This window comes from Bradyrhizobium sp. PSBB068, assembly GCA_016839165.1.
GTDB lineage: Bacteria > Pseudomonadota > Alphaproteobacteria > Rhizobiales > Xanthobacteraceae > Bradyrhizobium.
Window position 1 is genome coordinate 2,421,216 of the sequence record CP069300.1, and the last position, 24,843, is coordinate 2,446,058.

The window sequence follows — 24,843 nt, forward strand, 5'->3', positions numbered from 1 at the left end:
CTGCCTGCGCGATCATGGGAGGCGTGAGCTTGTCGAATCCCGCTTTGCTGCTCGACCAGTACCGCATCCGCGAGGAGCCGTATTACCGGCCGCTCAAGGACGAGGTGGAACTGTTCGGTGCAGCCTATGCGAGCCGCATGCCGGTGATGCTGAAAGGCCCCACCGGCTGCGGCAAGACCCGCTTCATCGAGTATATGGCGTGGCGGCTCGGCCGCCCGCTGATCACGGTCGCCTGTCACGAGGACATGACCGCGGCGGACCTGGTCGGGCGCTGGCTGCTTGACGCGGAAGGGACGGTGTGGAGCGACGGCCCGCTGACCACGGCCGTGCGTCTCGGCGCGATCTGCTATCTCGACGAGATCGTCGAGGCGCGTCAGGACACCACTGTCGTGATCCATCCTCTGACCGACGATCGCCGCGTGCTGCCGCTGGAGAAGCGTGGCGAGCTGATCCACGCCCATTCCGACTTCCAGCTCGTGATTTCCTACAATCCGGGCTACCAGAGCGCGATCAAGGACCTCAAGGAATCGACCAAGCAGCGCTTCGCGGCGCTGGATTTCGGCTATCCCGACCGCTCGGCAGAGACCGAGGTGGTGTCGCGCGAGGCCGGCATCGAACCGAACCTCGCCGATCTCCTGGTGAGGATCGCCCAGCACAGCCGCAATCTGAAAGGTCAGGGGCTCGACGAAGGCGCCTCGACCCGCATGCTGGTCAATGCCGGCCGCCTGATCGGATGCGGCATCAGCCTCGAGAAGGCCTGCGAGACCACGATCGTCGTGCCCTTGACCGATGACGCGGACACCAGGAACACGCTGCGCGACGTGATCTCGGCCTCTGCGTGAATGGACGCTCGCAGGTGGCGGTCGCGCAAATCAGTTCGCTCGATAGCTTCCGGTCCGGACGCCGGCTTGCGGCACTGCTGCGCGGCCACGACGAGATCGGCTCGGCCGTACTGGCGGCGCGGGCCGCATTGCAGCGCGCAGGGGCAATCGATCACCTCGCGGCCTGGGATGAGGCTGTCCACGACCTGTTCGGTGCCAATCTCGGCCATGCGGTGGTTCTGGGCTTTCTGCGGCTGTCAGAGCAATGGCCGGCGCAGCGATCGACCGCCGATCTGATCGCGATCGGGCACGCCGCCGGCGATATCGGCCGCGGCGCGGGAAGCCGCGCCGCTCATGGGTTGCTGACCGAATTGTCCAAGGTGCTGCCGCGGCTTGCCGGTGCTGGAGACCTCACCGCCGTGCTCGCTGCGCTTGGCCAACTCGCCGATGCTGGCCCGGAATCGGTGAGCCTTGCGATCGGCCGGCTGGAGCCGCTGCTGGCGCATGCCGGCGGCGCGGACTTTTCCGCCTGGGTTTCGGCCGGCTTGCGCGCAAGCGGCGGCCGCGCGTCGCGCCGGCGCGCCTATTTCGCGCTCGACGATCCGTTGTCAGCGCGGCTGTTCGCGGTGGGACGGACCGGCGACGACTTTGCACGGCTGGAGAAGCGCCTCGCGGCGACGACGCTTGCGCTGTGGAATAGAAAGCCGCGCTTCCGCAAGCTTGCCATGGCACCGACGCCGGTGCCGCGGCGCACCTCGCTCGCTGCCGGCTTCATCGGTCTTCCGGAGACCCTTCCCGGCTTCGAGGGTGAGGCGGCGGACTTTACCTATCTCGCGGCGGTCGCGCATGCCGGAGCGCATCTTGTGCACTCCACCGTCCGCTTTCCCGTGGGGCGGCTGAAGGCGTTGCAGCTCGCGCTGGTCTCGCTGATCGAGGATGCCCGGGTCGAGACGCTGGCGCTGCGCGAGATGCCCGGGCTGCGGCGACTTTGGCTGCCGTTTCACAGCGCGACGCCCTCCGGTCAGGCAACCGCGGCGGGACTGATGATGCGGCTGGCGCGGGCGCTGATCGATCCGGACTATCGTGATCCGGATGCGTGGGTGGGCAAGGGACGACAGCTGTTTGCCGCTGCCGCCGAGCGTTGGACGGATCCGGCGATCAGCCGCGAGATCGGCGGGCTGCTCGGCAACGACATCGGGCAGATGCGGCTGCAGTTCAACGCCAAGAGCTATGTCGTCGAACCGGCGTACCGCGACGACAATCTGGCGCTGTGGAACTTTGGCGATCAGCCGGACAGCCCGACCGAGACCATCGAACTTGCGGTCGATTCCGTGCGTGTAGAGCGTCGCGAGGACGCCGATGGACAGTCCACCGACGACAATGCAAGACCCGACGAGACGCTGCGTGCCAAGGCCGCCGCGGTGACGCTGCTCGACGGATTTCCGGTCGCGACCTATCCGGAATGGGATTACGCGGCGCGGGCCGAGCGAGCGGACTGGACAACGATCCTGGAGGCCGATGCGGCCGTCTCCGCGCAGCCGTTTGAGCTACCGACGGACACCGAGACGACCCGCTGGATCACGCGGTTGACCCGCGACGCGTCGATCGGCCGCCGGATCAGGCACAAGGGGCAGCGCGACGGCGAGGCGCTCGACATCGACGCGGCGATTGCCCTGACCATCGAGCGTCGCGCTGGCAGCATCAGCGAACCAAGGGTCTACCAGCGCGATGCACCGGGGCCGCGCGATCTTGCCATTCTGCTGCTGCTCGACCTGTCGCAATCGACTGCTGACCGCGACCGCCGTGGCCGCGCCGTTCTCGATGTCGAGCGCAAGGCGGCCGCGATCATGGCAGCGGCGGTCGAGGCCGCCAATGACGCGATCGCCGTGCATGGCTTCAGCTCCGACGGCCGCGAGCGCGTGCGTTATCTGCGCATCAAGGGCTTTGAGGAGCCGATGGATGCCGTCGTGCGTTCGCGTCTCGCCGGGCTCGGCAGCAGCCATTCCACCCGGCTTGGCGCGGCCTTGCGCCATGCCGGGGGCTACCTCGCGGAACGACGCGCATTCCGCAAGGTGCTGCTGGTCCTCACCGATGGCGAGCCGTCCGATGTCGACGTCCCGGACCCGCAATATCTGGTCGAGGATGCGCGCCGGGCTGCGCAGCAATTGCGGCGGCGCGGCGTCGACATTTTTGCCTTCGGTATCGGTGAGGACAGGTTTCCCCAGCTCGATCGCATGTTCGGCGCGCGCCATGCCCTCCGGGTGCCGCGCATCGAGGTGCTGCCGCACCGGGTGATGCAGCTCTATGCGGAACTGAAGAAATAATGGGGACCGCCGTCCCCGGGGCCGGCTCAGGTCTTCCTCTTGCGCCTACGCACCGCTGTCACACTTCGACGTTAACGTTGCAGATTGGACACAGCGGCCCGCCTGGGAACAATCGACGCGGACACGATGAGTATTGGATATCTTTCGAGGGGCCGGGCGGGGCGCCCCTCAGATGCTTGTCGGCTATACGTTCTGATCTGGCTTTGCATGCTGGGCGCCAGTGCCGACCTCGCGGCGGGACAGGAGAATACGAACGCGTCTGCGCCGCGCATGCCGTTCGATATTCCATCTCAGCCTCTGACATCCGCGCTGGAACGTTACGGCGCCACGGCGCGGCGTGAGGTGCTTTACGATGCGCGGCTTGCGACCGGCCGGCGCTCAAGCGAGGTGAGGGGCGATTTCGCGCCGTCGGATGCGCTGCAGGTCCTGCTCGACGGAACCGGCTTGGTCGGCCGTCTGACGTCGGAGAATGCGGTGGTGATCGTGCCCTCGTCTCCGGCGGCCGGGCAGCCGGCGGCGCCCGACATCGATCCGAAAAAGGCCGATCTGGTCATCCGCGCCCGTTACTATGCGCAGGTGCAGGAGCGCGTTCGGGACGCCTTCTGCAGGGACAGCCTGTTGCGGCCGGGCCGCTATCGGATCGCGGTGCAGTTCTGGATCGCGTCGACGGGCGCCGTCCAGCAGACCAGGCTTCTCGGCAAGACGGGTGATGCGCGCGTCGATAGCGCGATCGAGACGACGCTGCGCGGATTGAGAATCAAGGACGTGCCGCCGCCGGGCATCTCGCAACCCCTCACCATGGTCGTCGCGCCGCGCCCGTCGGAACAGACGCAGGACTGCGCCGGGATCGACGCAATCCGTACCAGCGGCGAGGTAAACTGAGCGTGCTGCGATGAGCGACGCAAACCGGACCATGCTCCGCAGCTTCCTGGCTGACCGTTACGACGATCTCAAGCAGCGGCTGAGCCGTCGTCTGGGATCGGCGGAGCTCGCCGGCGATGCGTTGCAGGACACCTATGTGCGTCTCGGCCGGGCCGAAGTGGCGGGGGCGGTGCAAAGCCCGGCCGCGTATCTGTTCCGGATGGCTTTCAACGTCGCAATGGACCGGCAGCGGGCCGAAAAACGGCGTCTCGCGCACAACGAGGTTCAGGATCTGCTCCATCTTGTGGACGACGCGCCGGGGCCGAGTCAGATTGCGGAGGCCCGTTTCGAGATCGAGGCCCTGGAGAAGGCGATCGCCGAACTGACGCCGCGCCGCCGGGTCATCCTGCTGGCGGCACGTCTCCAGGGCATGCCGCAGCGGGAAATTGCCAGCCGGCTGGGGGTCTCATTGCGTCTGGTCGAGAAGGAGCTTCGCCTCGCCCAGGAACACTGCGCGCGAAAGCTCGGAAAATAATTGTGCGGTTCATGGCGATGGCGAACGTCAAATGGACAAGCGGACGACCCGGCTGCGGAGGCCGGGTGCGCTGCGAGGCAGGCAAGTCTGCATGACGAGCAAAGGCGGTAAATCGACGATGGGCCTCGGCGCGATGGAGCGGGAAGCACATGCCTGGGTCAGGCGCTTGACGTCCGGAGACGCGACGGTCGAGGACGCCGACGCATTCCAGCTGTGGCGCCGACAGAGCGCAGCCCATGCCATTGCGTTCGCGAAGGCGAGCAAGCTCTGGGAGACGGTCGGTAGCGCCGGCCATAACCTCCGCTATGACCCTGCATCGCTTGGCGTGTTGCTCGATGGCGAAGCAAGGCGCGTGATGACCCGCCGGCGGGTGCTTCGCGGCGGCCTTGCGACCGCCGCCGTGGCTGCGGGGGCAGTGGCGCTGCGTCCCCCGCTTGCGCTCTGGCCGTCATGGTCCGAGCTCGCGGCGGACTACCGGACGGGTGCCGGAGAGCAGCGCAAGCTTGCACTGAACGACAGCGTGTCGATCAACCTGGATACGCGGACCAGCATCGCGCTGCGCCCGGACCATGGCGACAGTAGCCGGATCGAGTTGATCACCGGACAGGCATCGATCGCGACGACCCCGCAGGTGTCGCGACCGGTGACGGTGATTGCGTCGAGTGGCCAAACGGTTGCAACGCAGGCCTCGTTCGACGTGCGCTATCTCGGGGCCGAGGTCCGCGTCACCTGTCTCGGAGGCGAGGTCCGCGTCGAGCACCAGGGAAATGCCCGCATTGTTCGTGAAAGGCAACAGATCGCCTATGACGACAGGCGCATGAGCGACACCGTCACGATCGATCCGGCCGTCGAAGCGGCCTGGCAAGAGGGTTTGCTGATCTTCCGGTACACGCCGCTGCCCAAGGTGGTGGAAGAGGTGAACAGGTACCGATCGGGCCGGATCTTCATCGTCAATGCCGAGCTGAACGCCCATCTGATCAATGGCCGCTTCCATATCGACCGGATCGACGAGGTTCTCGTGCAGATCGAGCAGGCCTTTGGCGTCAAGGCGAAAACACTTCCCGGCGGCATTGTGCTGCTGAGCTGAGCAGAGGCGCGCAGGGCTGCAAAAAAATTCCGACCGGGGCGTGCGGGTCGAGCCATTCGGGATCGTCTCAGCCGCGAGGGTCTCGGTGCTGGTGCCGAGACGCGAAATGTTCGGCTGTTGTCGCCCGGCGCAAGAAAGCGATCCCATGGTTTCCCGCCCCTCCAGGTCCCTGTCCCGCGCGACCGTTCGCACCACATTGTTCGGCAGCGTCAGTGTCGTGGCGCTTCTGGCCAGCGCACCGGTGGTTGCACGCCCGTTCGGATCGAGCTGGACGGTGTCGCCCTCCGCCGCGGCGATGGCGGCGTCGCAGTCGGCCGCGCAGGATGCGGCGGCGGCCGCCAAGCAAGGCCAGGATGCGATGGCGCGGGCCACGCGCGCCATCCAGGCGATCCAGGGCTTGCAGAACGCTGCGCGCAGCGCGGCCCAGACCTCGCAGCGTTCGGTGACGCTGCCGCAGGTCGCGGTGCCCAATGGCCTCGCGCCCGGCGGCCTGCAGGCGGCGCCGGGCTGGCAGGGCGCCAATGCGCCGACCCAGGCGGTCGACGCCGCCGGCCAGACCCAGGTCGGCATCGCGCAGACCAGGCCGCAGGCAATCCTCAACTGGAATTCGTTCAACGTCGGCGCGCGCACCACGCTGACCTTCGACCAGCAGGGCAATGCGAACTGGGTGGCGCTCAACCGCGTGGTCGGCAGCACGGCGCCGAGCCAGATCCTCGGCAATATCAAGGCCGACGGCGCGGTCTATGTGATCAACCAGAACGGCATCATCTTCGGCGGTGCGAGCCAGGTGAATGTCGGCGCGCTGATCGCCTCGACCGCCAACATAACGGACACCCAGTTCCTCAGAAACGGCATCTACTCGCAGCAGGCCAGCGGCCAATACGTGCCGAGCTTCACCGATGCCCGCGGTGCGGTCAGGGTCGAGGCCGGCGCGCTGATCTCGACCAACCCGCCGTCCTCGGTGACGCAGGGCGGCGGCTTCGTCCTGCTGATGGGGACCGAGGTCAGCAATGCCGGCTCGATCACCGCGCCGCGCGGCCAGGTGCAACTCGCGGCCGGCAACGACTTTCTGCTGCGGCCGGGTTACAGCACGGATGCCAACCAGGGATCGACCACGCGCGGCAACGAAATCTCGCCGATCGTGCGCGACGCGATCGCCGCGGTCGGCAATACCGGCCTGATCTTCGCCCAGCAAGGCGACATCACGCTCGCGGGCCGCAGCATCACCCAGGATGGCGTGCTGGTCGCCACCAGCTCGGTCAACACCCGTGGCACCATCCACCTGTTGAACGCCGCGTCCGACGCAGCGGGCAGCGTCACGCTCGGCAGCGGCAGTCTGACCACGATCCTGCCGGAGCTCGACAGCAGCGAGACCGCGCTCGACAGCCAACGCAGCCAACTGGTCGCCGATTCCAAGGCCTTCGCCCACGCTCCGGTCGCCAACGCCCAGTTCGACAATCTTTCACAGCTTTCCGACCGGCTCGACCAGGGCCGTATCGAGATCGTCAGCGGCGGCACCGTCAATTTCAGGGAGGGCTCGACCACGCAGGCACAGGGCGGTCAGGTAACGGTCAGTGCCGGCCACCGCGTCTTCGCCGAAAGCGGGTCCGTCATCGACGTCTCGGGTGTACGCGGCGTGATGCTGCCGATGTCGACCAACAACCTCCTGATCAACGTACAGGGCAACGAACTGCGCGACTCGCCGGCCAATCGTGATCGGGACAATCTGAAGAACGCGGATGTCTGGATCGATGCCCGCGACCTGGTGCTGGTGCCCGCGGGCACCGGCGGCTATGCGACCGACCGCTATTACACGCCGGGTGGCCTGCTCGAGGTTTCCGGTTATCTCGCCAATACCGCCCACCGGATCGGCGAATGGGCCGCGGTTGGCGGCACCGTCACGCTGTCGGCGCAGGAAGTCGTGGCGCAGAAGGGGGCGGTGTTCGACGTCTCCGGCGGTTCGGTCAGCTACCAGGGCGGTTATATCAGGACCACCAATTTCCTTGGCTCGGACGGTCGTCTCTACAGCGTCGGGCAGGCCCGCGCCGACATGCAGTTCTACGGCCCCGGCGCCGGCTTCATTCGCGAGCACAAGCTCGGCGGCAAGGTTGCACCGAATCTGACCGAAGTCTGGACCAGCCCGTTCGGCAAGGCCCGCGTGACGACCCGCTGGGAAGACGGCTACACCATCGGCCGCGACGCCGGCTCTCTCGTGCTGTCGACGCCGACGTCAGTCTTCGAAGCTGACATCGTCGCCGATGTCGTCACCGGCTCACGCCAGACGACGGCTCGGCCGGACGGCGTCACCGACGGCTACAAGCTGTCTCAGAATGTTGCCCCGCTCCAGGGCAAGCTCGCGCTCGGCGGCTATTCGGGGCTGGGTCTCACCGGTGCATCCGCCGCGCGGGTCGCCTTCGGGCGGACGCCTGAGATATCGGAGGCGCTGAACGTCACGTCGGTCTTGCCCGACGATCGCATCGGGACCGCATTCTTCAATTCGGACACGCTCAACGCCGCCAAGCTGGGCGGTCTCAACTTTGCGAGCAGCAAGGAGATCCTCGTCGAGGCGCCGCTCGAACTCGCCCCCGGCGCACAGGTGATCTTCGCGGCGCCGCATGTCGAACTCGGCGCAAACGTCACGGCGCATGGCGGCAGCATCGCGCTGACCAATCTGATGCATGCTGTGTTCGGCCAGAACCAGAACGAGCAATGGTGGGCGCTTCGCGACGCGGACGGCAAGTCGCAGGTCACGATCGGCCAGAACGTCGCCGTTGATCTCAGCGGGTTGTGGAGCAACGGACTGACAGGAGCCGATGTGTCCGGGCAGGCGCATGTGGATGGCGGCAACTTCACGGTTTCGACGACGGGCGGCATCACGCTTGCGCGCGGGTCGCTGATCGACGTGTCATCGGGCGCCGCCATCCTGGCGACCGGCAAGACCAAGGGCGGCAAGGGCGGCAATGTCAGCCTGGTCGCCAATGACTATTCGCATCTCGCCTGGACGCAATTCTTCACCAATCCGCTCATCCTCGATGGCACGATCCGCGCGTATGGCTTTGCCGGCGGCGGAACGCTGACGCTGAACGCGGGCCAGCAGATCGCGATCGGCGCGGCCGTGGCCGATGCGCTGGTGCTTGATCCCGCGATCTTCCAGTCCGGCTTCACGGCCTACAACATCAGCAGCAACACCGGCATTCAGATCGGCGAAGGCACGCGCGTGGACGCCGAGGTGCCGGTCTATCGCTTCACCCAGGGCAGCTACACCGCGCCGAGCGGCAGCCTCGTCACGGATGCCGCGGAACTGTGGACGCCACCCAAATTTACAATCAACTCGTTCACGCATGGCGCCACGCAGCGTGCCGGTGCCGATCTGACATTCTGGAGCCTGCATGATTTCACGCTGGCGAAGGGCGCATCGATCAACGTCGATCCGGGGCGTTCGGTTTCGATCTACGCCAATCGTCAGACGGTGATCGACGGCACGATCAAGGCGCCCGCCGGCAATATCCTGATCACGAGCCTGCAGGACGCCACCGGCGACACCAGGTACAATATGGGTTACGGCGAGTTCGGCCTGACGCGCTCGATCTGGATCGGCGACGACGCGGTGCTGGATGTCTCGGCCCGCGATGCGGTGGGGCGCGACGAGCGCGGGGTTTCCTACGCAGCGGTGCCGGATGGTGGAACGATCAGCATCGGCGGCACTGGAGGGCTCAACTCCGACGGTTATCCCGTGGTCAGTGATGCCTTCGTGATCGTTCGGCCGGGCGCGTTGATCGATGCGTCGGGTACCTCTGCGGTGGTCCAGGTCCAGAACGGCAGGACCTATATCCCGACATTTGCTGCGAGCGACGGCGGGACCATCTCGCTGTACTCAAGTTTCGGCATGGCGCTGGACGGCACCATGCGCGCAGCGGCCGGTGGCAGCGGCGCCTCCGGCGGGACGCTGAACCTGACCATGTCGAGTCGCGGCTATGCAACGGGGCAGCCCAACGCGAACGCGCCCTATGCCGTAGGCGATCTGCCCGCGGCTTTCCAGCGGTCGCGCGATATCAGGCTGGTGCAGAGCGCCCCAGGCAGTGGCCTGAGCGCCGATCTGCTGCCCGGCGAGGCCGATCCGGCCATGCAATTCGGACGGGCGGTCATCGGCGTCGACCAGATCCAGAAGGGCGGCTTTGGATCGCTTTCGCTCTACACGCGCGATCTTCTCATCTTTGACGGCAATATTGATCTCAGCCTGTCGCGCAGCCTGCACCTGTCCAGCGGCGTCATTGCCGCCGCGCCCGATACACCAAACAGCACAATACGCCTGTCCGCATCCTATGTTCGCCTCGGTGGCGTCTACGACGCGGCAAAGGCGCAAGCGCAAGTGGGTTATTCCCCGGGGATCAACGATCTTCACGTCCGCAATCCGTCGGACGGCGGCAGTTTCACGATCTCCGGCGATCTGATCGACGTCTATGGCAAGGTCCAGTTCGGAGCCACCGGCAGTCAAGGCAGCGGAGACGTGAATTTTGGACGTCCCGTCAATCTCCCCGTCGATGCGCGCGGCTTTCACCAGGTCACCTTGCAGAGCACGGGCGACATCCGGTTCGGTAATGGCGGTCTCGATGTCGAGAACCTCGCGCTGACCGCGGACCAGATCTATCCCTTGAGCGGCGCAGTCGCGACCATCATTGTTGGGCTTCGTCCGGACGGGGTGGCTACCGGCTACGATCCGTATGCCCGTCTCGTCATCCGCCGTAATGACGACGCGACGCCGACGGTGCCGGCTTCGGTCTTTGGCGAACTGGTCTTCATTGCCTCGAACATCGACCAGGGTGGAGTCGTTCGCGCGCCGCTGGGGCGCATCTGGTTCGACAATTACGTTCAAGCGTATGCCAATGGTTTACCCGATCCACACGTCACGTTCCGCAGCGGCAGCATCACTTCCGCGAGCGCTGCCGGCCTGATCATGCCGTTCGGCGGGACTTCGGACGGCATCACCTATCAAGGTGCGGACGGCACCTTGCTCAATCTGGCGAGCGCCTCGATTGTCGATACTTCGGGCAATACAAAGATCGCGAGCGGCGTTTCGATCGGTGCCACATCGTTCGTGGGTGAGGCCGGAGCCGTGATCGATCTGACCGGCGGCGGCACGCTGACCGGCGCGGGTTTCATCTCCGGCCGGGGTGGCTCGGTCGATGTGCTGAAGACGGTACTCGTCAACGCCAACCCGATCAACAATTACAGTGCGACCGGCAACAAGGTCTACGCCATCCTGCCTGGTTACGCGGCGAACTATGCTCCGGCGATCGCGAGCAATGGCGCAGGCGATCCTGCGATCGGCCAGCAGATCACGCTGTCCACGGGCGTGCCGGGGTTGCCTGCGGGCACCTACACGCTGCTGCCCTCGAGCTATGCGCTGCTGCCGGGCGGTTATCGCGTCGAGCTTGGCGCGACCGGAACAACCATGATGGCCTCGGCGGCGGCAGGCAACGGCTCCGTCGTCACGTCGGGCTATCTCGGAGTTGCCAATACGGCAATCCTGGACACGTTGCCGACGCGGGTGATCCTCACCGCTGGCCAGACTATGCGGTCTTATTCGCAGTACAACGAGACCAGCTATGCCGATTTCGCACGTGCGCAGGCAGCCAAGTTCGGTGGCTTCCGGCCCCGCCTGCCGGACGATGGCAAGGTACTCGAAATCGGTCTTCGCACGCCGCTTGATGGTAGCAAATCGCTGTCCTTCGCCGGCACCGCGTCGTTCGAGGGCGCCAACGGCGGCATTGACGGTGCATTGATCGTCAGGCCGTTGCTCGGCTCGTCGGGTCCTGCCGTGCTCGACATCACGGCGTCAGGGGCTGCGCCGATTGCCGGACATACGTCCGTATCGAGCGACGACGTCAATGCCTTCAAGGCACCGACGCTGCTGTTGGGCGGCACGAGTACATTCTACAAGGAGGACAATCCGGGAACCGGCGCCAAGATCTATTTTGACGCAGGGGGAACCGCGGCCGTCAATCTGCTCGACGGCGCCACCATCCGTGCCGGCCAGGTTTTCCTGGTCGCCAAAACCATCGGCATGTCGGGCGGCGCGACGATCGATACGCGTGGACTGGGCAATGGGATCGTGGATTCGACGCTCGGCTACGTCTATTCGAACATCGGTCCTTATTCGTCCGCAGATCCCGCAAACAGTCCGGCCGTGCTCGCGGTCGCCAATGGCTGGTTCCAATTCCTGGATGCCGTCGGACCCGGCAAGATCAGCATCGCCAGCGGTGCCTCGCTCCTCACCAACGGCAGTGTGGTACTCGCCGCGCCGGGCGGGCTCACCATGGGCGACGTCAATTTCGGCGCGCGTTACCTCAACGTCACCCAGGAGCAGGTCAATGTCGGCACCGAGGCCGCGCTCGCCGCGGCGCAGGCGGCGGGCCAACTGCCAACGGGCTGGAATCTCACCCAAGGCGTGCTCGACAAGCTGCTGCGGCCCTCTACGACTGCGGGCACGCCCGCGCTCGAGCAACTCATCATCACGGCAAGTGGCTCCTTCAATCTGATCGGAAGCGTCGACCTCGACACCACGCGCCAGGGCGGGTCTTCGTCCGATTCTCTCAAATTCGTTCTCAATACGCCGGCCATCTATGGCCTCGGCTCCGCGAGCGACACGGCCCGCATCACCGCCGACACGCTGGTCTGGAACGGCATCCGCACGGGCAGCGGCACTGTCGCGAGCCCATACGGAAACCAGGCGCCCGGCGCCGTCCTGCCCGGCGGGCCCGGCACCGGATCGGGGCATCTCGCCATCACGGCCAACGAAATCTTGTTCGGCTTCGACGCATCTTTGAGCAAGCCGACCGACGGCGCAACGCTGGGCCGCCTGGCGCTAGGCTTCTCCGATGTCACGCTCACGGCGGCGAAGCGTGTCATCTCGAACAGCAACGGCACGCTGACGGTGGGGCTCAGCCAGGACAGCACCGGCGCGGTGCAGGGCGGCACGCTCACCATCGCGACCCCGCTGATCACGGCGAGCAATGGGTCCAAGCTCGATGTCAGCGCGGGCGCTGCCTTGCGTCTGATCGCGCCGGCAGGGGCGGCTTCCGCCGATACGCACGGCGTGACGGATCTCGGCGGCACGCTCTCTTTCACTGGCGACAGCGTCTTTCTCGACACCGCTTTCGCCTTACCCTCCGGCAAGCTGACGCTGAATGCGACGCACGATGTCGTGCTCGGTGCCAACGCGACCATTGACCTCTCCGGTCGCGGCATCGCTTTCTTCGACGTCACCAAGTTCAGCTGGGGCGGTGATCTCATCCTGAGCTCGACCAACGGCAACATCATTCAGAACGCGGGCTCGGTGATCGATGTCTCGGCCGTGAACAACGCGGCGGGCTCGATCTCGGCCAAGGCCATCGACGCCGCCCATGGGCAGGTTTCGTTCGCCGGTGCGCTCAGGGGATCGTCGACGGGCGATTTTGACAGCGGCCAGTTCACGGTAGCGGCACAGAATTTCGGTGAGTTCGCCGCGCTGAACGCCAAACTCAACGATGCCGGTTTCTTCTACGCCCGCAGCTTTGATCTCCGCCAGGGCAGCCTCGTCGTCGGTGATGGCGTCAAGGCGCGCTATGTCACGGTCTCGGTCGATCAGGGCAGCCTCGCGGTGAACGGCAGGATCGACGCCAGCGGGGCGAAGCCCGGCACCATCCGCCTGTCCGCGAGTGGCGATCTCAGTCTCGCGTCGAATGCCGTGCTCGATGTCCATGGCAACGTGCTCCAGACCGACAGCTACGGGGCGGCGATCGAACCCAACAACACGGCGCGTGTCGAACTCACCACCACGCACGGTACCATGACGCTGGCCGCGGGCGCGACCATCGACATGACGTCGCCGGACGGCGTCGCGCGCGGCAAGTTGGAGCTCAGCGCGCCGCGCCGCGGCGGCGCCGGCGGCGATGGTGCGGGCGCCAACGATATCGCGATCGACGCGCGCGGCCCGCTCAATATTCGCGGTGCGAGCAGCATCGCGCTGAACGGTTTCCGCACCTACGACCTTCCGGGCGGCAGCATCATCGATCAGGCCTATCTCGATAGTCTGCATGTCGACAGCACGCAGTTCATCAACGCCGCGCTTCAGAACAGCGACTTGCAGAACCGCCTTTCCGGGCTCGCGGCCTATGGTTCCGCCTTCCATCTGCGGCCGGGCGTCGCCATCACGTCCGATGGCAGCCTGTCGACCAAGGGCGATCTGGATTTCTCCGGTTACCGCTACGGGCCGAATGCCGATCCGGCGGTGCGCGGCTCCGGCGAGCCGGGCGTGCTCGTGGTGCGCGCCGCGAGCGATCTCAAGATCAACGGCAGCATCAATGATGGTTTCGCGCCACCGCCCGCTTCGCCAGATGCGGTGACGGTGATTGCCACGGGCACGTTGACGTCCCCCTACACCGTTACGACCGATGGTGTGGTCATCGGCAGTGGATCGACCATACCGACCAGTGCCACAGTCAACATGGAGCTCAATCTCGCTGACGGCACGGTCAAGCTGAGCCCGAGTGCCGCACATCCGCTGCCCGCCACGGTCACCTTGGCGGAGGACTACACCGTCAGAGGACCCAATGTTCAGACCAGGAAGCTGAATGGCGGGCACATCATCACGCCGGATAGGACCTACAATCCAGGTGATACGTTGCTGACCAACACGGAATTTCCGGCCGGCACCGTGTTCGAAAAAGGCGTTTATTTTACCGGGCCGGCCTTCATCAATACGTTCAACAGTCTGGTTCTCCAGCCGCTGAGGCTGCCGGCGGGTGCTAGCCTTTATGTATTCGGGGGGTACACATTCGCTGCCGATACGCCGCTTCCCAAGGGCACGGTGCTGCCGGCCAACATGTTGAACGTCAATCTGATCGGGCCCGGCGATCGCCAGGCCTGGGCGATCGCCCCGATGCTCGCACCTGGCACGCAATCCTGGTCATTCCGGCTGGTGGGCGGCGCCGATCTTGCGAGCGCCGACAGTCGATCGCTGCAGACCGCCGGCGCGCTCGCCGGATCTGGCAATGTTGTGTTGAACGATCCGTTCAACGTCACGATCAACAAGCCGACGACGGTCGGCGTCAGCGTCCTGCGCACCGGCACCGGTGATCTCGAAATTCTTGCCGGCGGCAATTACGACCAGCAATCCCCGTTCGGCGTCTACACGTCCGGCACCGCGGTCAGGGAGACCGGGACGGCGGCGAATGATCCCTACAACCTCGCCCGAGGCAGATTGACCGACGGCACCCTGCTTGGCTCCGACAACGCCAACTATGAACCGACACTTGGCCCGGAACGGTTGTACTACCCCGAACACGGCGGCGATTTCCTGCTTGTGACGCAGGGCGACGTCAAGGGAACGCTGAGGCCGGGATCGACCCAGATCGGCTCCTGGTTGTGGCGCCAGGGCGGCTCCGAGATCGGCCAGCGGACGGCCTGGGGGATCAATTTCGGCAGCTATACGTACGATCAAATCCGCGACCCCAGCATTCAGTCGTTGGGGTTATCTGCATTCTCCGGTCTCGGCACGCTCGGCGGCGGCAATGTCACGCTGCAAGCGGGTGGCACGATCGGCGATGCAGGTCGCGGCGTCGTCGTCGCCGTCGGCGGCAGTGGCCGGGTGATGGCCGATGGCAGTCTGGTGCAGACAGGCGGTGGCGTGCTGTCGGTGAAGGCAGGCGATATCGGTACCGGCGGCAATCAGTTCGTGAACCTGCGTGGACGGATCGACATCGCGACCGGCGATTTCGGCAGCCTGGTCGCGACAAACTTTCGCAACGATGGCGGGTCGGATCCGCGACCGATCAATCCGTTGACGGCGTATTCGATGACGACGCTTGTCGGTGGCGATTTCGCACTGGGCGACAGCGTGATCGACCTTCGTGCGCGCGGCGACCTGGCGATGGGAGCGATTATCGATCCGGGCATCGTCGGCATGACCGGCTTGACCGACATCGGCAGCGGCTCCGCGAGCGGCGAGGGCGCGAGCTGGTTCACGCTGTGGACGGGGAACACCGCGGTGAACATGTTCGCGGCTGGCGGCTCGCTCGCGTCGGCCAATGCCTACAGCGACTCCCGCTTCTTCCCCTCGATCGTCCGGCAGATCGCCGCGAACGGCAACATCTACAATCCGGGCGGCGGGATGATGCTGCCGTCACAGAACGGCGAGCTCGAGGTGCTGGCGCAGGGATCCATCCTTGGCGACACACTCGTGATGGGTCCGTTGACGACATCGATGTCGGCTCTCGCGACACCGTTCTGGCCGGGCTGGGCAAGTTTGCTCGGCAGCCGCACGGGGCAGTCAATAACTGGCTCCAATTATTGGGGCGACTACACCGCCGTGAACGATAGAGCCACCAACGGAGCCGTCTACTCCTGGGACCGAGGCGGGCACCCCTTCGTCTTTGATGCAAACACGGTGAAGGATCGGGCCGTGCAGGACCCGGGTAATGTGTCACGCATCTATGCCGTGAACGGTGATATCACGAGCATCACATACGGGCAGGCCATCACGGTGCGCCGCTACGTCGGCAACATTGCCTTTGACAGTCTCTACTATCAGGCAGCAGGGCCGCTGCGGATGCTGGCCGGCGGCAGCATTGTCGATACCAAGGGCTTGATCCTGCACGACGATGCAAACGATGTCTCGACCATCGCGGCGGGTGGCAGCATCATCTATGCAGGCTGGCCAGGGCTTGACGCCAACGCGAAGCCAGGCTGGCTGATTGCGGGCCCCGGCACGCTCGAGATCACGGCGGCCGGCAACATCTATCAGGGATCGACCGCGACGGTCGAAAGCATCGGGGCTCTCGCCGCCGGCGACAAGCGGCTCGGCGCTGGTGTCGTCATGCAGGCCGGTGTCGGCACGGGCGAGATCGGCACCGGACAGGTGGACTGGTCCGGCTTTGCCAAGCTTTATCTCGATCCGGGCAATCTGGCCGGTGCGGGGCCACTCGCTGACCAGCACGGCAAGGTGGCGAAGACCTACGGCGACGAGCTTTATGACTGGCTCACGGAACGTTTCGGCTATGGCGGGACCAAGGCGGATGCGCTCGGTTACTTCCTTGCACTGCCGGACGCGCAGCAGCGCATCTTCCTGCGCCAGGTCTACTATGCCGAGCTGACCGCGGGCGGGCGCGAATACAACCAGACCGGTGGCCCGCGCGCCGGCTCCTATCTGCGCGGACGCGAGGCGATCGCGGCGCTGTTCCCGAACCCGTCCGCCTATCGTGGCGACATCACGATGTTCACCGCGGCCTCCGGCACGCCGGGCGCGGCGAACTACAAGATTCAAAGCGGCTTTGTTCACACCGATTTCGGTGGCGACATCCAGTTCCTGACGCCGGGCGGCGGCGTCACGATCGGGACCGAGGGACTGGTGCCGGGCGCCGATGCCGGCCTCATCACGCAGGGCGCGGGCAACATCCAGATCTATTCGCAGAACAGCGTGCTGATGGGCCTGTCGCGCATCATGACGACGTTCGGCGGCAATATCGTGATCTGGTCGGCGGAGGGCGACATCAATGCCGGCCGCGGCGCCAAGACCACGGTGATCTACACGCCGCCCAAGCGCGCCTACGACAACTACGGCAATATCACGATATCACCGGTGGTGCCGTCGAGCGGCGCCGGCATCGCGACGCTGCAGCCGATCCCGGAGGTGCCGCGCGGCACGGTCGATCTGATCGCGCCGCTCGGTACCGTCGATGCGGGCGAGGCCGGCATTCGCGCGTCGAGCTTCGTCAACATCGCTGCGCTACATATCGTCAACGCTGCCAACATTCAGGCGCAAGGGGGCGTGATCGGCGTGCCGCAGGTCCAGGCACCCAACATGGGGGCCCTGAGCGAAGCCTCGAATACGGCGGGAGCCGCTGCCAAGCAAGCCGCCGTGCCGCCGCCAAGCACCAACGAGCAGCCCTCCGTCATCATCGTCGAAGTGCTCGGCTATGGCGGCGGCGACGGCAGCGATGATCAGAAGCGGCGCGGCAACGACAAGCAAAGCCAGTATGACCCGAATAGCGCCTTCCAGTTGATCGGCGACGGTCAACTGAGCGCGGAGCAGATGAAGAAGCTGACGCCGGAGGAGCGCCGACAGGTCGTGAACTAGGACATGATCCGGAAAGGTGCGGAGCGGGCAGCGCTTCACCTCGCCCGGCATTTGCGGACGGGGGGAAGCATGATTTCTGAATATTAGAAATCTGAGTTGCCCGACGTGTCAAGTAGCCCTGTCGACGCCGGCAGCCGCCGGCTCCTTTGCATGGGGTTGTTTTCGATATTTTTGTAGCGCGCGGCTGCGGCGGCGGGGCAATCGTGTTCGATCGCTTCACGGACCCATCATGCCCGGTCTTGGGCCGGGCTTCGGCGATACCGACTAGCCGGTTGCGCGGGGCAGGGAGCCCTTTGCGGTGATCTCGGCCGAGAGCTCCTCGATGGTCTTGCGCTGCTCCATGGCGGCTCGCCGGATCAGCGCGAAGGCGGCCGGTTCGGCCAGCGCGTGCGTATGCATCACCTGAAGCACGGCGGCGAGCACGACGCGGCGCGATCGAAGGCGCTGTTCGAGCTTGAGCACCTGCTGCTTCAGTTCGTTGCTGCGCTCACTTCGTTCGAATGCCAGCACGAGCGCGGCATAGATGCCGGCCGAGCGCAGCGGCTTGACCAGGAACGATGCCGGATCGAGGTCGAGCACCAGCTTCAGGCGGCTCGGCGTCTCGGTGCCGAGCAGGGCGATGACCGGGCTGCGCCCGAGCGATGCACGCTGCGCCGGCGAGGTGAGCGGCAGGAATTCGTCGTCGATCAGCGTGACGTCCGGCCGGCAGTCGACATTGGCGTTGCCATCCCATGTGACAATGTCGATCCCGAGCCGCTCGAACTGGCGCCTGACGATGGTGGCGTCGCGCTCGTCCTTGATGGCGACCAGCGCCTTGCGTCCGCGCAGCGAAAATGAAGACGGTTTGCTCATTTCACGACCCGCAAATGTGGCGCGTTCGGCAACGTCCCATCCCGCGCGGGACTGGCGGCGATGTCGAGCTGCGTCAGATAAGGATCCGGCCTGACCGGAGCTTCGGCTTCCCAGAAGATGTCGAACTGTCCTTCGGCGTTGGAGACGGCGAGCCGCGGCGTCAGGACGCAGTGGTTGTTGCTGCCGTCGATCCAGACCGGACCCTGCGGCGAATTGTAGCGATGGCCGGCCGCAGCGCGCCGCACCTCGCCGATGTCGGACGTGCCGGCGCGCTGCAGCGCGCGGGCCAGCAGATAGACCGCGACATAGGCGGATTGGCCGTCAACCGACGGGCTGGAGTGGTCGCCGTGACGCGCCTTCCAGCGCGCGACGAAGGCCCGGTTCTCCGGCAGGCGGATGCTCTCGAAATAGGCCGACGACGTGATGCAGCCGGCCGATGCGGGACCCGCGATCTTGAGCTCGGGCTCGCACAGGCTGCAGCTCAGCATCGGAATGTCGAGACCCGCAGCAAGGGTCGCGGCATGGAAGGCGCGGATGAAATCATAGCTCGAGCTGCCGACCAGCGTGTTGAACACGACCGGCGGCCGGCGGCGCACGATCTCGTCCACGATGTGCGTGACCGCGCTCTCGCCGAGCTCGAGCAGGCGTTCCGCGAGAATCCGTCCCCGCGCCGCCGTCACCAGCTCGCGGGTGACGCGATTGGTTTCCCAGGTCCAGACATAGTTGGAGCCGACGCAGAATATCTCGCGCGACAGATTGTCGAGCACGTAGCGAACCAGCGGCAGCACGTTGTGGTTGGGCGAGGCGCCGACATAGATGACGTTGTCGGAACATTCGAAGCCCTCGTAACGTGCCGGATACCAGAGCAGGCGGTCGGTGCGCTCGACGATCGGGAGCACCTGTTTGCGCGAGGCGGACGTGTAGCAGCCGATGATGTGCTCGACCCCGACATTGCGAATGAGGTCGTCGCAGACCGTATGGTATTCCGAAATGATCCCGCGGGGGTCGCGGACGTGCGCAGCGATCGAGAAGTCGAATTCGTCCTGCTCGTTGATCTCGTCGACCGCCATCATGGCGCTCTTCAGGATCTCGCGGCCCATGGCCTGATAGGGGCCATGCTGCGAGCAGATAATGCCAACGGGAATGGACGGCTTGGTCATCGACGACTTTCGGTGCAACGCGCGAAGGAAATCATCTTCGCAGAGGCCGGCGCAAGAGGTCATGCCGATTTGCTGCGCATGTACCTTGCGAAATTTGTGCAGCCAGCCTCGTTGACAACGCGCTGCACACCTCCTTAGAATTTTCTCCTACAGGGCTTCCTGTCGAACCTTGCGTGCGTCGATCTGGCCGATGACGTCCCGATCGCCGCGCAGAGTGCTCCGTTCGATCACGGTTCCTTGCGATAGATCATAGCCGCGGCATTTGGGCCATTCGTCACCTTCGTTTTGGAGGGGCGGGTGGCTTTTTGCTTTTGCCGCCGAACAAATTGGCGACACGCCCGTGTCGCCAAGCCGAAGGCGCATGCGCGGTGATGGGCAAGGCTTGCGTCGTGCCAAATGCGGTGCCAAGTGCGGGGAATGAGAAACGATGCCGACGACGGATCTTCACTATCTCGGACTGATTGAGGTCGGACAGCAAATCCAGGCCAGGAAGCTCTCTCCGGTCGAGGTGACCAAGGCGATGCTCGGGCGGATCGAGCAGCTCGACGGCAAGCTCAAGAGCTACGCTTATGTGATGGGCGACGCCGCGCTTGCCGAAGCCGCAACAGCGGAGAAGGACATCGCATACGGCAGGATCAAGGGGCCGCTGCACGGGGTGCCGATCGCGGTCAAGGATCTGTGCTGGGCCAAGGGTGCGCCGGCTGCGCATGGCATGACCATCCATCGCGACTTTCGCCCCACCGAGGACGCCACGGTCGTCGCGCGGCTGAAGGAGGCCAGCGCCATCATTCTCGGCAAGTTGCAGCAGACCGAGGGGGCCTATGCCGACCATCACCCGAAGATCGATCCGCCGAAGAACCCGTGGAATGCAGATTTGTGGTCCGGTGCGTCGTCGAGCGGTTCGGGCGTCGCCACCGCGGCGGGGCTTTGCTTCGGTTCGCTCGGAACCGATACCGGCGGCTCGATCCGCTTTCCGTCAGCCGCCAACGGCATCACTGGGTTGAAGCCGACCTGGGGACGCGTCAGCCGTTACGGCGCCTTCGAACTCGCGGCGACGCTGGACCATATCGGTCCGATGGCGCGCAACGCCGCCGATTGCGGCGCGATGCTGGCCGTGATCGCGGGGCAGGATCCCAAGGACACCACCTCCGTGCCGCTGCCGGTGCCCGATTATCTCGCGGGCCTGACCGGAGATCTGCGTGGGGTCGCAATCGGCGTCGATCGGCGCTGGACCAGCGAGGGTACCGATGAGGCTGCCGGCAAGGTGCTCAGCGAAGGCCTGCGCGTCGCGGCCGACCTCGGCGCGAAGATCAAGGAGATCACGTTCCCCGATCCGAAAGCCGTGATCGAGGATTGGTTCCCGCTGTGCGGCATCGAGGTGGCCGTTGCGCACGAAGCAACCTATCCCGCGCGCAAGGACGAATACGGTCCGGCGCTTGCCGGCCTGCTCGATCTCGGCCGGGCGCAATCCGGCATGGACTATCAGAAGATCGTGCTGCGGCGCGAAGCGTTTCGTGGCGCCGTGCGGCTGCTGTTCGAGACGGTCGATCTGATTGCCGTTCCGGCCCAGGCATTCGCCGCGCCGACATTGGCCAAGATGGCGGCGCTCGGCGAGGACCCGTCGCTGATCACCGGGCTGCTGCGCTTCACCTGTCCGTTCGACATGACCGGCAGCCCGACCGTGACGCTTCCCGGTGGCTTCGCGCCGAACGGCGGCCCGGTGGCCTTCCAGTTCGTCGGCCGTCATTTCGACGAAGCGAGCCTCGTTCGCGCGGGCGATGCCTTCCAGCGCGTCACCGACTGGCACAAGCGCCATCCCGCGATCTGAGCCCAAGGAGCCGTCCGCATGACCGAAGACTGGTTGAGAAGTTCCATCATGGCAAGGCGGGCCGTCGCCAACGGCGCGACCGGCACGACCCATAGTTTGACGATCGAGCAGCAGGGCAGCTTCCACTACGTCTACGGACCCTATGCCAAGCCGACGCTGTCGATTGATCCGGGCGGGGTGGTGGTCGTCGAGACCGAGGATGCCTTCGGCGGCGTGCTGACCAGCGAAAGCGATAGCCCGACGGCCAAGCTGAACTTCCCGTACCTCAATCCGCAATGCGGGCCGATCGCGGTCAAGGGCGCCAGGAAGGGCGACTGTCTCGCCGTCTATATCCGCGACGTCGAGACCCGCGGCGCGCAACCGGCCGGCACCACCTGCATCATCCCGGAGTTCGGTGGTCTGGTCGGGACCGCATCGACCGCGCTGCTCAATCCGCCGCTGCCGGAGCGGGTCAAGAAGCTGCATGTCGACCGCAACGGCGTGCGCTGGAACGACAAGATCACGCTGCCCTACGAGCCCTTCATCGGCACGATCGGCGTGTCACCCGAGATCGAGGCGATCTCCTCGCTGCAGCCCGATTATCACGGCGGCAACATGGACCTGCCCGACGTCGCGCCGGGCGCGATCATCTATCTTCCGGTGCATGCCGAAGGCGGGTTGCTCTATGTCGGCGATTGCCACGCCACGCAGGGCGATGGCGAACTGTCGGGCGTCGCACTCGAACAGCGTGCGACCGTGACGCTGCAGATCGACCTGATCAAGAACTGGAGCTTTGCCTGGCCGCGGCTCGAGACGCGCGACTTCATCATGACGATCGGCAGCGCCCGCCCGCTCGAAGACGCGGCGCGGATCGCCTACCGCGAACTGGTGCGGTGGATGAGCGCCGACTACGGCTTCGATGAGATCGACGCCTACATGCTGCTCAGCCAGGCCGGCCGCATGCGGCTCGGCAACATGGTCGACCCCAAATACACGATGGGGGCGTCGATCCTGAAGAACTACCTCAAGGCGTGAACTTCCAACAATCATTCAACGACAGGGAACATCGCTATGAATTCGGGGCGAATAGTTGGAATGGCTTTGCTTGGCGCAATGCTTGGAATCGCGGCAACAGGCAGCACGCAGGCGGCGGAGCCGCCGCTGAAGGTCGGCTTGCTTGAGGACGTCTCCGGCGACCTCGCCTTCATGGGCATGCCGAAGCTGCACGGATCGCAGCTCGCGGTCGAGGAGATCAACAAGAGCGGTGGCATTCTCGGCCGCCAGATCGAGCTGATCCACCTTGATCCCCAAGGTGACAATGCCCGCTACCAGGAGTTCGGCAGGCGGCTGCTCAATCGCGACAAGGTCGACGTGCTGATCGGCGGCATCACTTCGGCCTCGCGCGAGGCATTGCGTCCGATCGTCGATCGCACCACGACGCCATACTTCTATACGAACCAGTATGAAGGCGGTGTCTGCGACGCCAGCATGGTCAGCATGGGGGCGGTGCCGGAGCAGCAGTTCTCGACCCTGATCCCCTGGATGGTCGAGAAGTTCGGCAAGAAGGTCTACGTGATCGCCGCAGACTACAATTTCGGCCAGATCTCGGCGGAGTGGAACCGCAAGATCATGAAGGACCTTGGCGGCGAAGTCGTCGGCGAGGAGTTCATCCCGCTCGGTGTCTCGCAGTTTGCGCAGACGATCCAGAACATCCAGAAGGCGAAGCCGGACTGGTTGCTGACGATCAATGTCGGCGCCGCGCAGGATTCGTTCTTCGAGCAGGCGGCCGCCGCCAACCTCAATCTGCCGATGGGCTCCTCGATCAAGGTCATGCTCGGCTTCGAGCACAAGCGGTTCAAGCCGCCGGCGCTCAACAACATGCATGCGACCGCGAACTGGTTCGAGGAGATCGACACGCCCGAAGCCAACGACTTCAAGAAGCGCTGGCACGCCAAGTTCCCAGATGAACTCTACATCAACGACATGGGCTACAACGCCTACAACGCGCTCTACATGTACAAGGCGCTGGTCGAGAAGGCGAAGTCGACCAAGCTCGAGGACATGCGCAAGGTGATCGCGACTGGCGATGCCTGCATCGATGCGCCCGAAGGCAAGGTCTGCATCGATCCGAAGAGCCAGCATACGTCGCACCGCATGCGCCTGATCTCGGTCGGGCCCAAGCACGAGGTGACCGTCGAGAAGGACTACGGAACGATCCAGCCGTACTGGCTCGGCGAGATCGGCTGCGATCTCACCAAGAAGAACGACAAGGATCAGTACACGCCGAGCCATCTTCCCAGCAAATCGTGATGCGCGCGGGCACGAATCTTGCTCGTGTTCTCGCGTCAGGCTTTGAACCGAACCGGCGCCGCAATGCTGCGGCGCCGTGACCACGGAGAGCGGAATGTCGGCTGAACTCTTCTCGATATTCTATCAATTCGCCGACGTCTTCGCGTTCCTGATCCTGTCCGCGGCGGGCCTTGCCATCGTGTTCGGCATGATGGGCGTCATCAACATGGCGCATGGCGAGTTCATCATGTGCGGCGCTTATGTGACGGTCGGGCTCGTCAATCTCGGCGTACCGCTGCCGATCGCCCAGATCATGGCCGCGCTGACCGCAGGGATCATCGGCATGATCGTCGAGCTGCTGATCGTGCGTCGCTTCTACAAGCGCCCGCTCGACTCGCTGCTCGCCACTTGGGGCCTCAGCCTGATCGTGACGCAGTCGATGCTGCTGATCGTCGGCTCCGCGGTGCGCGGCATCGGCACGCCGGAGGGCAGTTTCGCGATCGGGGGCTACACGTTCTCAACCTACCGCCTCGTGCTGTTCGGCTGCGCGGTGGCGGTGTTGGCCGGGCTCTACATCATCTTCATGAAGACGCGCTTTGGCGTGATCGCGCGGGCGACGATGCAGAACGCAGCCATGGCGAAGGCACTCGGTGCGCGGACTGGACGGATCTATTCCATCAGCTTCGGGATCGGCACGGCGCTTGCAGGACTCTGCGGCGCGCTGTACGCGCCGACCATGACGTTGATCCCGACCATGGGCGCGACCTTCGTGGTCGAGAGCTTCGTGACCGTGGTGATCGGCGGCGCAAATGTGCTGCTTGGAACCGCGCCGGCTGCGGTGTTCCTGGCGATGATACGAATGGCGCTGAATGCGAGCTACGGGCAGATCATCGGGCAGATCGGCATGCTGTTTGCTGTGATCCTGATCATACGTGTGCTGCCCGAAGGGCTATCCAGCGTGCTGGTGCGTCGTGGGCGCTAGACAGGAATTT

General features: G+C 65.1%; 12 protein-coding genes. 10 read left to right on the forward strand and 2 right to left on the reverse strand.

Annotation, left to right across the window (positions count from 1 at the left end):
* Window positions 1-14 precede the first annotated feature (14 nt).
* From JQ507_11210 to JQ507_11235, 6 genes are all read left to right on the forward strand, one after another.
* Complete coding sequence (locus JQ507_11210) at window positions 15-842, forward strand: CbbQ/NirQ/NorQ/GpvN family protein (protein QRI71993.1); 828 nt, start codon at window positions 15-17, stop codon at window positions 840-842.
* Between the two features lie 14 nt (window positions 843-856).
* Window positions 857-3,145 carry a VWA domain-containing protein gene (locus JQ507_11215; GenBank protein ID QRI71994.1) on the forward strand — a complete coding sequence of 763 codons (2,289 nt, stop codon included), beginning with the start codon at window positions 857-859 and terminating at the stop codon, window positions 3,143-3,145.
* 207 nt (window positions 3,146-3,352) lie between these two features.
* On the forward strand, window positions 3,353-4,027 hold the full coding sequence (locus JQ507_11220; protein ID QRI71995.1) for a TonB C-terminal domain-containing protein: 675 nt from the start codon (window positions 3,353-3,355) through the stop codon (window positions 4,025-4,027).
* Between the two features lie 10 nt (window positions 4,028-4,037).
* Window positions 4,038-4,541: an RNA polymerase sigma factor gene (locus JQ507_11225; GenBank protein ID QRI71996.1), complete on the forward strand. Its 504-nt coding sequence runs from the start codon at window positions 4,038-4,040 to the stop codon at window positions 4,539-4,541.
* Window positions 4,542-4,632: 91 nt separating this feature from the next.
* Window positions 4,633-5,628, forward strand: coding sequence for a FecR domain-containing protein (locus JQ507_11230; protein QRI71997.1), 996 nt, complete (start codon window positions 4,633-4,635; stop codon window positions 5,626-5,628).
* Between the two features lie 145 nt (window positions 5,629-5,773).
* On the forward strand, window positions 5,774-17,743 hold the full coding sequence (locus tag JQ507_11235) for a filamentous hemagglutinin family protein (GenBank protein QRI71998.1): 11,970 nt from the start codon (window positions 5,774-5,776) through the stop codon (window positions 17,741-17,743).
* Between the two features lie 264 nt (window positions 17,744-18,007).
* Here JQ507_11235 and JQ507_11240 read toward each other — a convergent pair whose 3' ends face one another.
* Both JQ507_11240 and JQ507_11245 read right to left on the reverse strand, forming a co-directional pair.
* Entirely contained in the window at window positions 18,008-18,595 is a 588-nt protein-coding gene (locus JQ507_11240) for an ANTAR domain-containing protein (protein ID QRI71999.1), read from the reverse strand.
* The gene (locus JQ507_11245) at window positions 18,592-19,755 is read right to left on the reverse strand and encodes a transporter substrate-binding domain-containing protein (protein QRI72000.1); all 1,164 of its coding nucleotides are present in this window, start codon (window positions 19,753-19,755) and stop codon (window positions 18,592-18,594) included. Before JQ507_11245 ends, JQ507_11240 begins: the two co-directional genes overlap by 4 nt.
* A 427-nt stretch (window positions 19,756-20,182) precedes the next feature.
* Here JQ507_11245 and JQ507_11250 point away from each other — a divergent pair, with 427 nt between their 5' ends.
* From JQ507_11250 to JQ507_11265, 4 genes are all read left to right on the forward strand, one after another.
* On the forward strand, window positions 20,183-21,583 hold the full coding sequence (locus JQ507_11250; protein ID QRI72001.1) for an amidase: 1,401 nt from the start codon (window positions 20,183-20,185) through the stop codon (window positions 21,581-21,583).
* A gap of 18 nt (window positions 21,584-21,601) precedes the next feature.
* The gene (locus JQ507_11255; protein QRI72002.1) at window positions 21,602-22,597 is read left to right on the forward strand and encodes an acetamidase/formamidase family protein; all 996 of its coding nucleotides are present in this window, start codon (window positions 21,602-21,604) and stop codon (window positions 22,595-22,597) included.
* A 36-nt stretch (window positions 22,598-22,633) separates the two neighbouring features.
* On the forward strand, window positions 22,634-23,872 hold the full coding sequence (locus tag JQ507_11260; protein QRI72003.1) for an urea ABC transporter substrate-binding protein: 1,239 nt from the start codon (window positions 22,634-22,636) through the stop codon (window positions 23,870-23,872).
* A 94-nt stretch (window positions 23,873-23,966) separates the two neighbouring features.
* Window positions 23,967-24,833, forward strand: coding sequence for a branched-chain amino acid ABC transporter permease (locus JQ507_11265; protein QRI72004.1), 867 nt, complete (start codon window positions 23,967-23,969; stop codon window positions 24,831-24,833).
* The last annotated feature ends 10 nt before the right edge of the window (window positions 24,834-24,843 follow it).

What these genes read in the sequence shown, in the direction of transcription:
- JQ507_11245 (QRI72000.1), bottom strand. Translation starts at nt 19,755, where the DNA reads ATGACCAAGCCGTCCATTCCCGTTGGCATTATCTGCTCGCAGCATGGC.
- JQ507_11255 (QRI72002.1), top strand. Translation starts at nt 21,602, where the DNA reads ATGACCGAAGACTGGTTGAGAAGTTCCATCATGGCAAGGCGGGCCGTC.
- JQ507_11240 (QRI71999.1), bottom strand. Translation starts at nt 18,595, where the DNA reads ATGAGCAAACCGTCTTCATTTTCGCTGCGCGGACGCAAGGCGCTGGTC.
- JQ507_11250 (QRI72001.1), top strand. Translation starts at nt 20,183, where the DNA reads ATGCCGACGACGGATCTTCACTATCTCGGACTGATTGAGGTCGGACAG.
- JQ507_11235 (QRI71998.1), top strand. Translation starts at nt 5,774, where the DNA reads ATGGTTTCCCGCCCCTCCAGGTCCCTGTCCCGCGCGACCGTTCGCACC.
- JQ507_11260 (QRI72003.1), top strand. Translation starts at nt 22,634, where the DNA reads ATGAATTCGGGGCGAATAGTTGGAATGGCTTTGCTTGGCGCAATGCTT.
- JQ507_11225 (QRI71996.1), top strand. Translation starts at nt 4,038, where the DNA reads ATGAGCGACGCAAACCGGACCATGCTCCGCAGCTTCCTGGCTGACCGT.
- JQ507_11220 (QRI71995.1), top strand. Translation starts at nt 3,353, where the DNA reads ATGCTGGGCGCCAGTGCCGACCTCGCGGCGGGACAGGAGAATACGAAC.
- JQ507_11265 (QRI72004.1), top strand. Translation starts at nt 23,967, where the DNA reads ATGTCGGCTGAACTCTTCTCGATATTCTATCAATTCGCCGACGTCTTC.
- JQ507_11210 (QRI71993.1), top strand. Translation starts at nt 15, where the DNA reads ATGGGAGGCGTGAGCTTGTCGAATCCCGCTTTGCTGCTCGACCAGTAC.
- JQ507_11230 (QRI71997.1), top strand. Translation starts at nt 4,633, where the DNA reads ATGACGAGCAAAGGCGGTAAATCGACGATGGGCCTCGGCGCGATGGAG.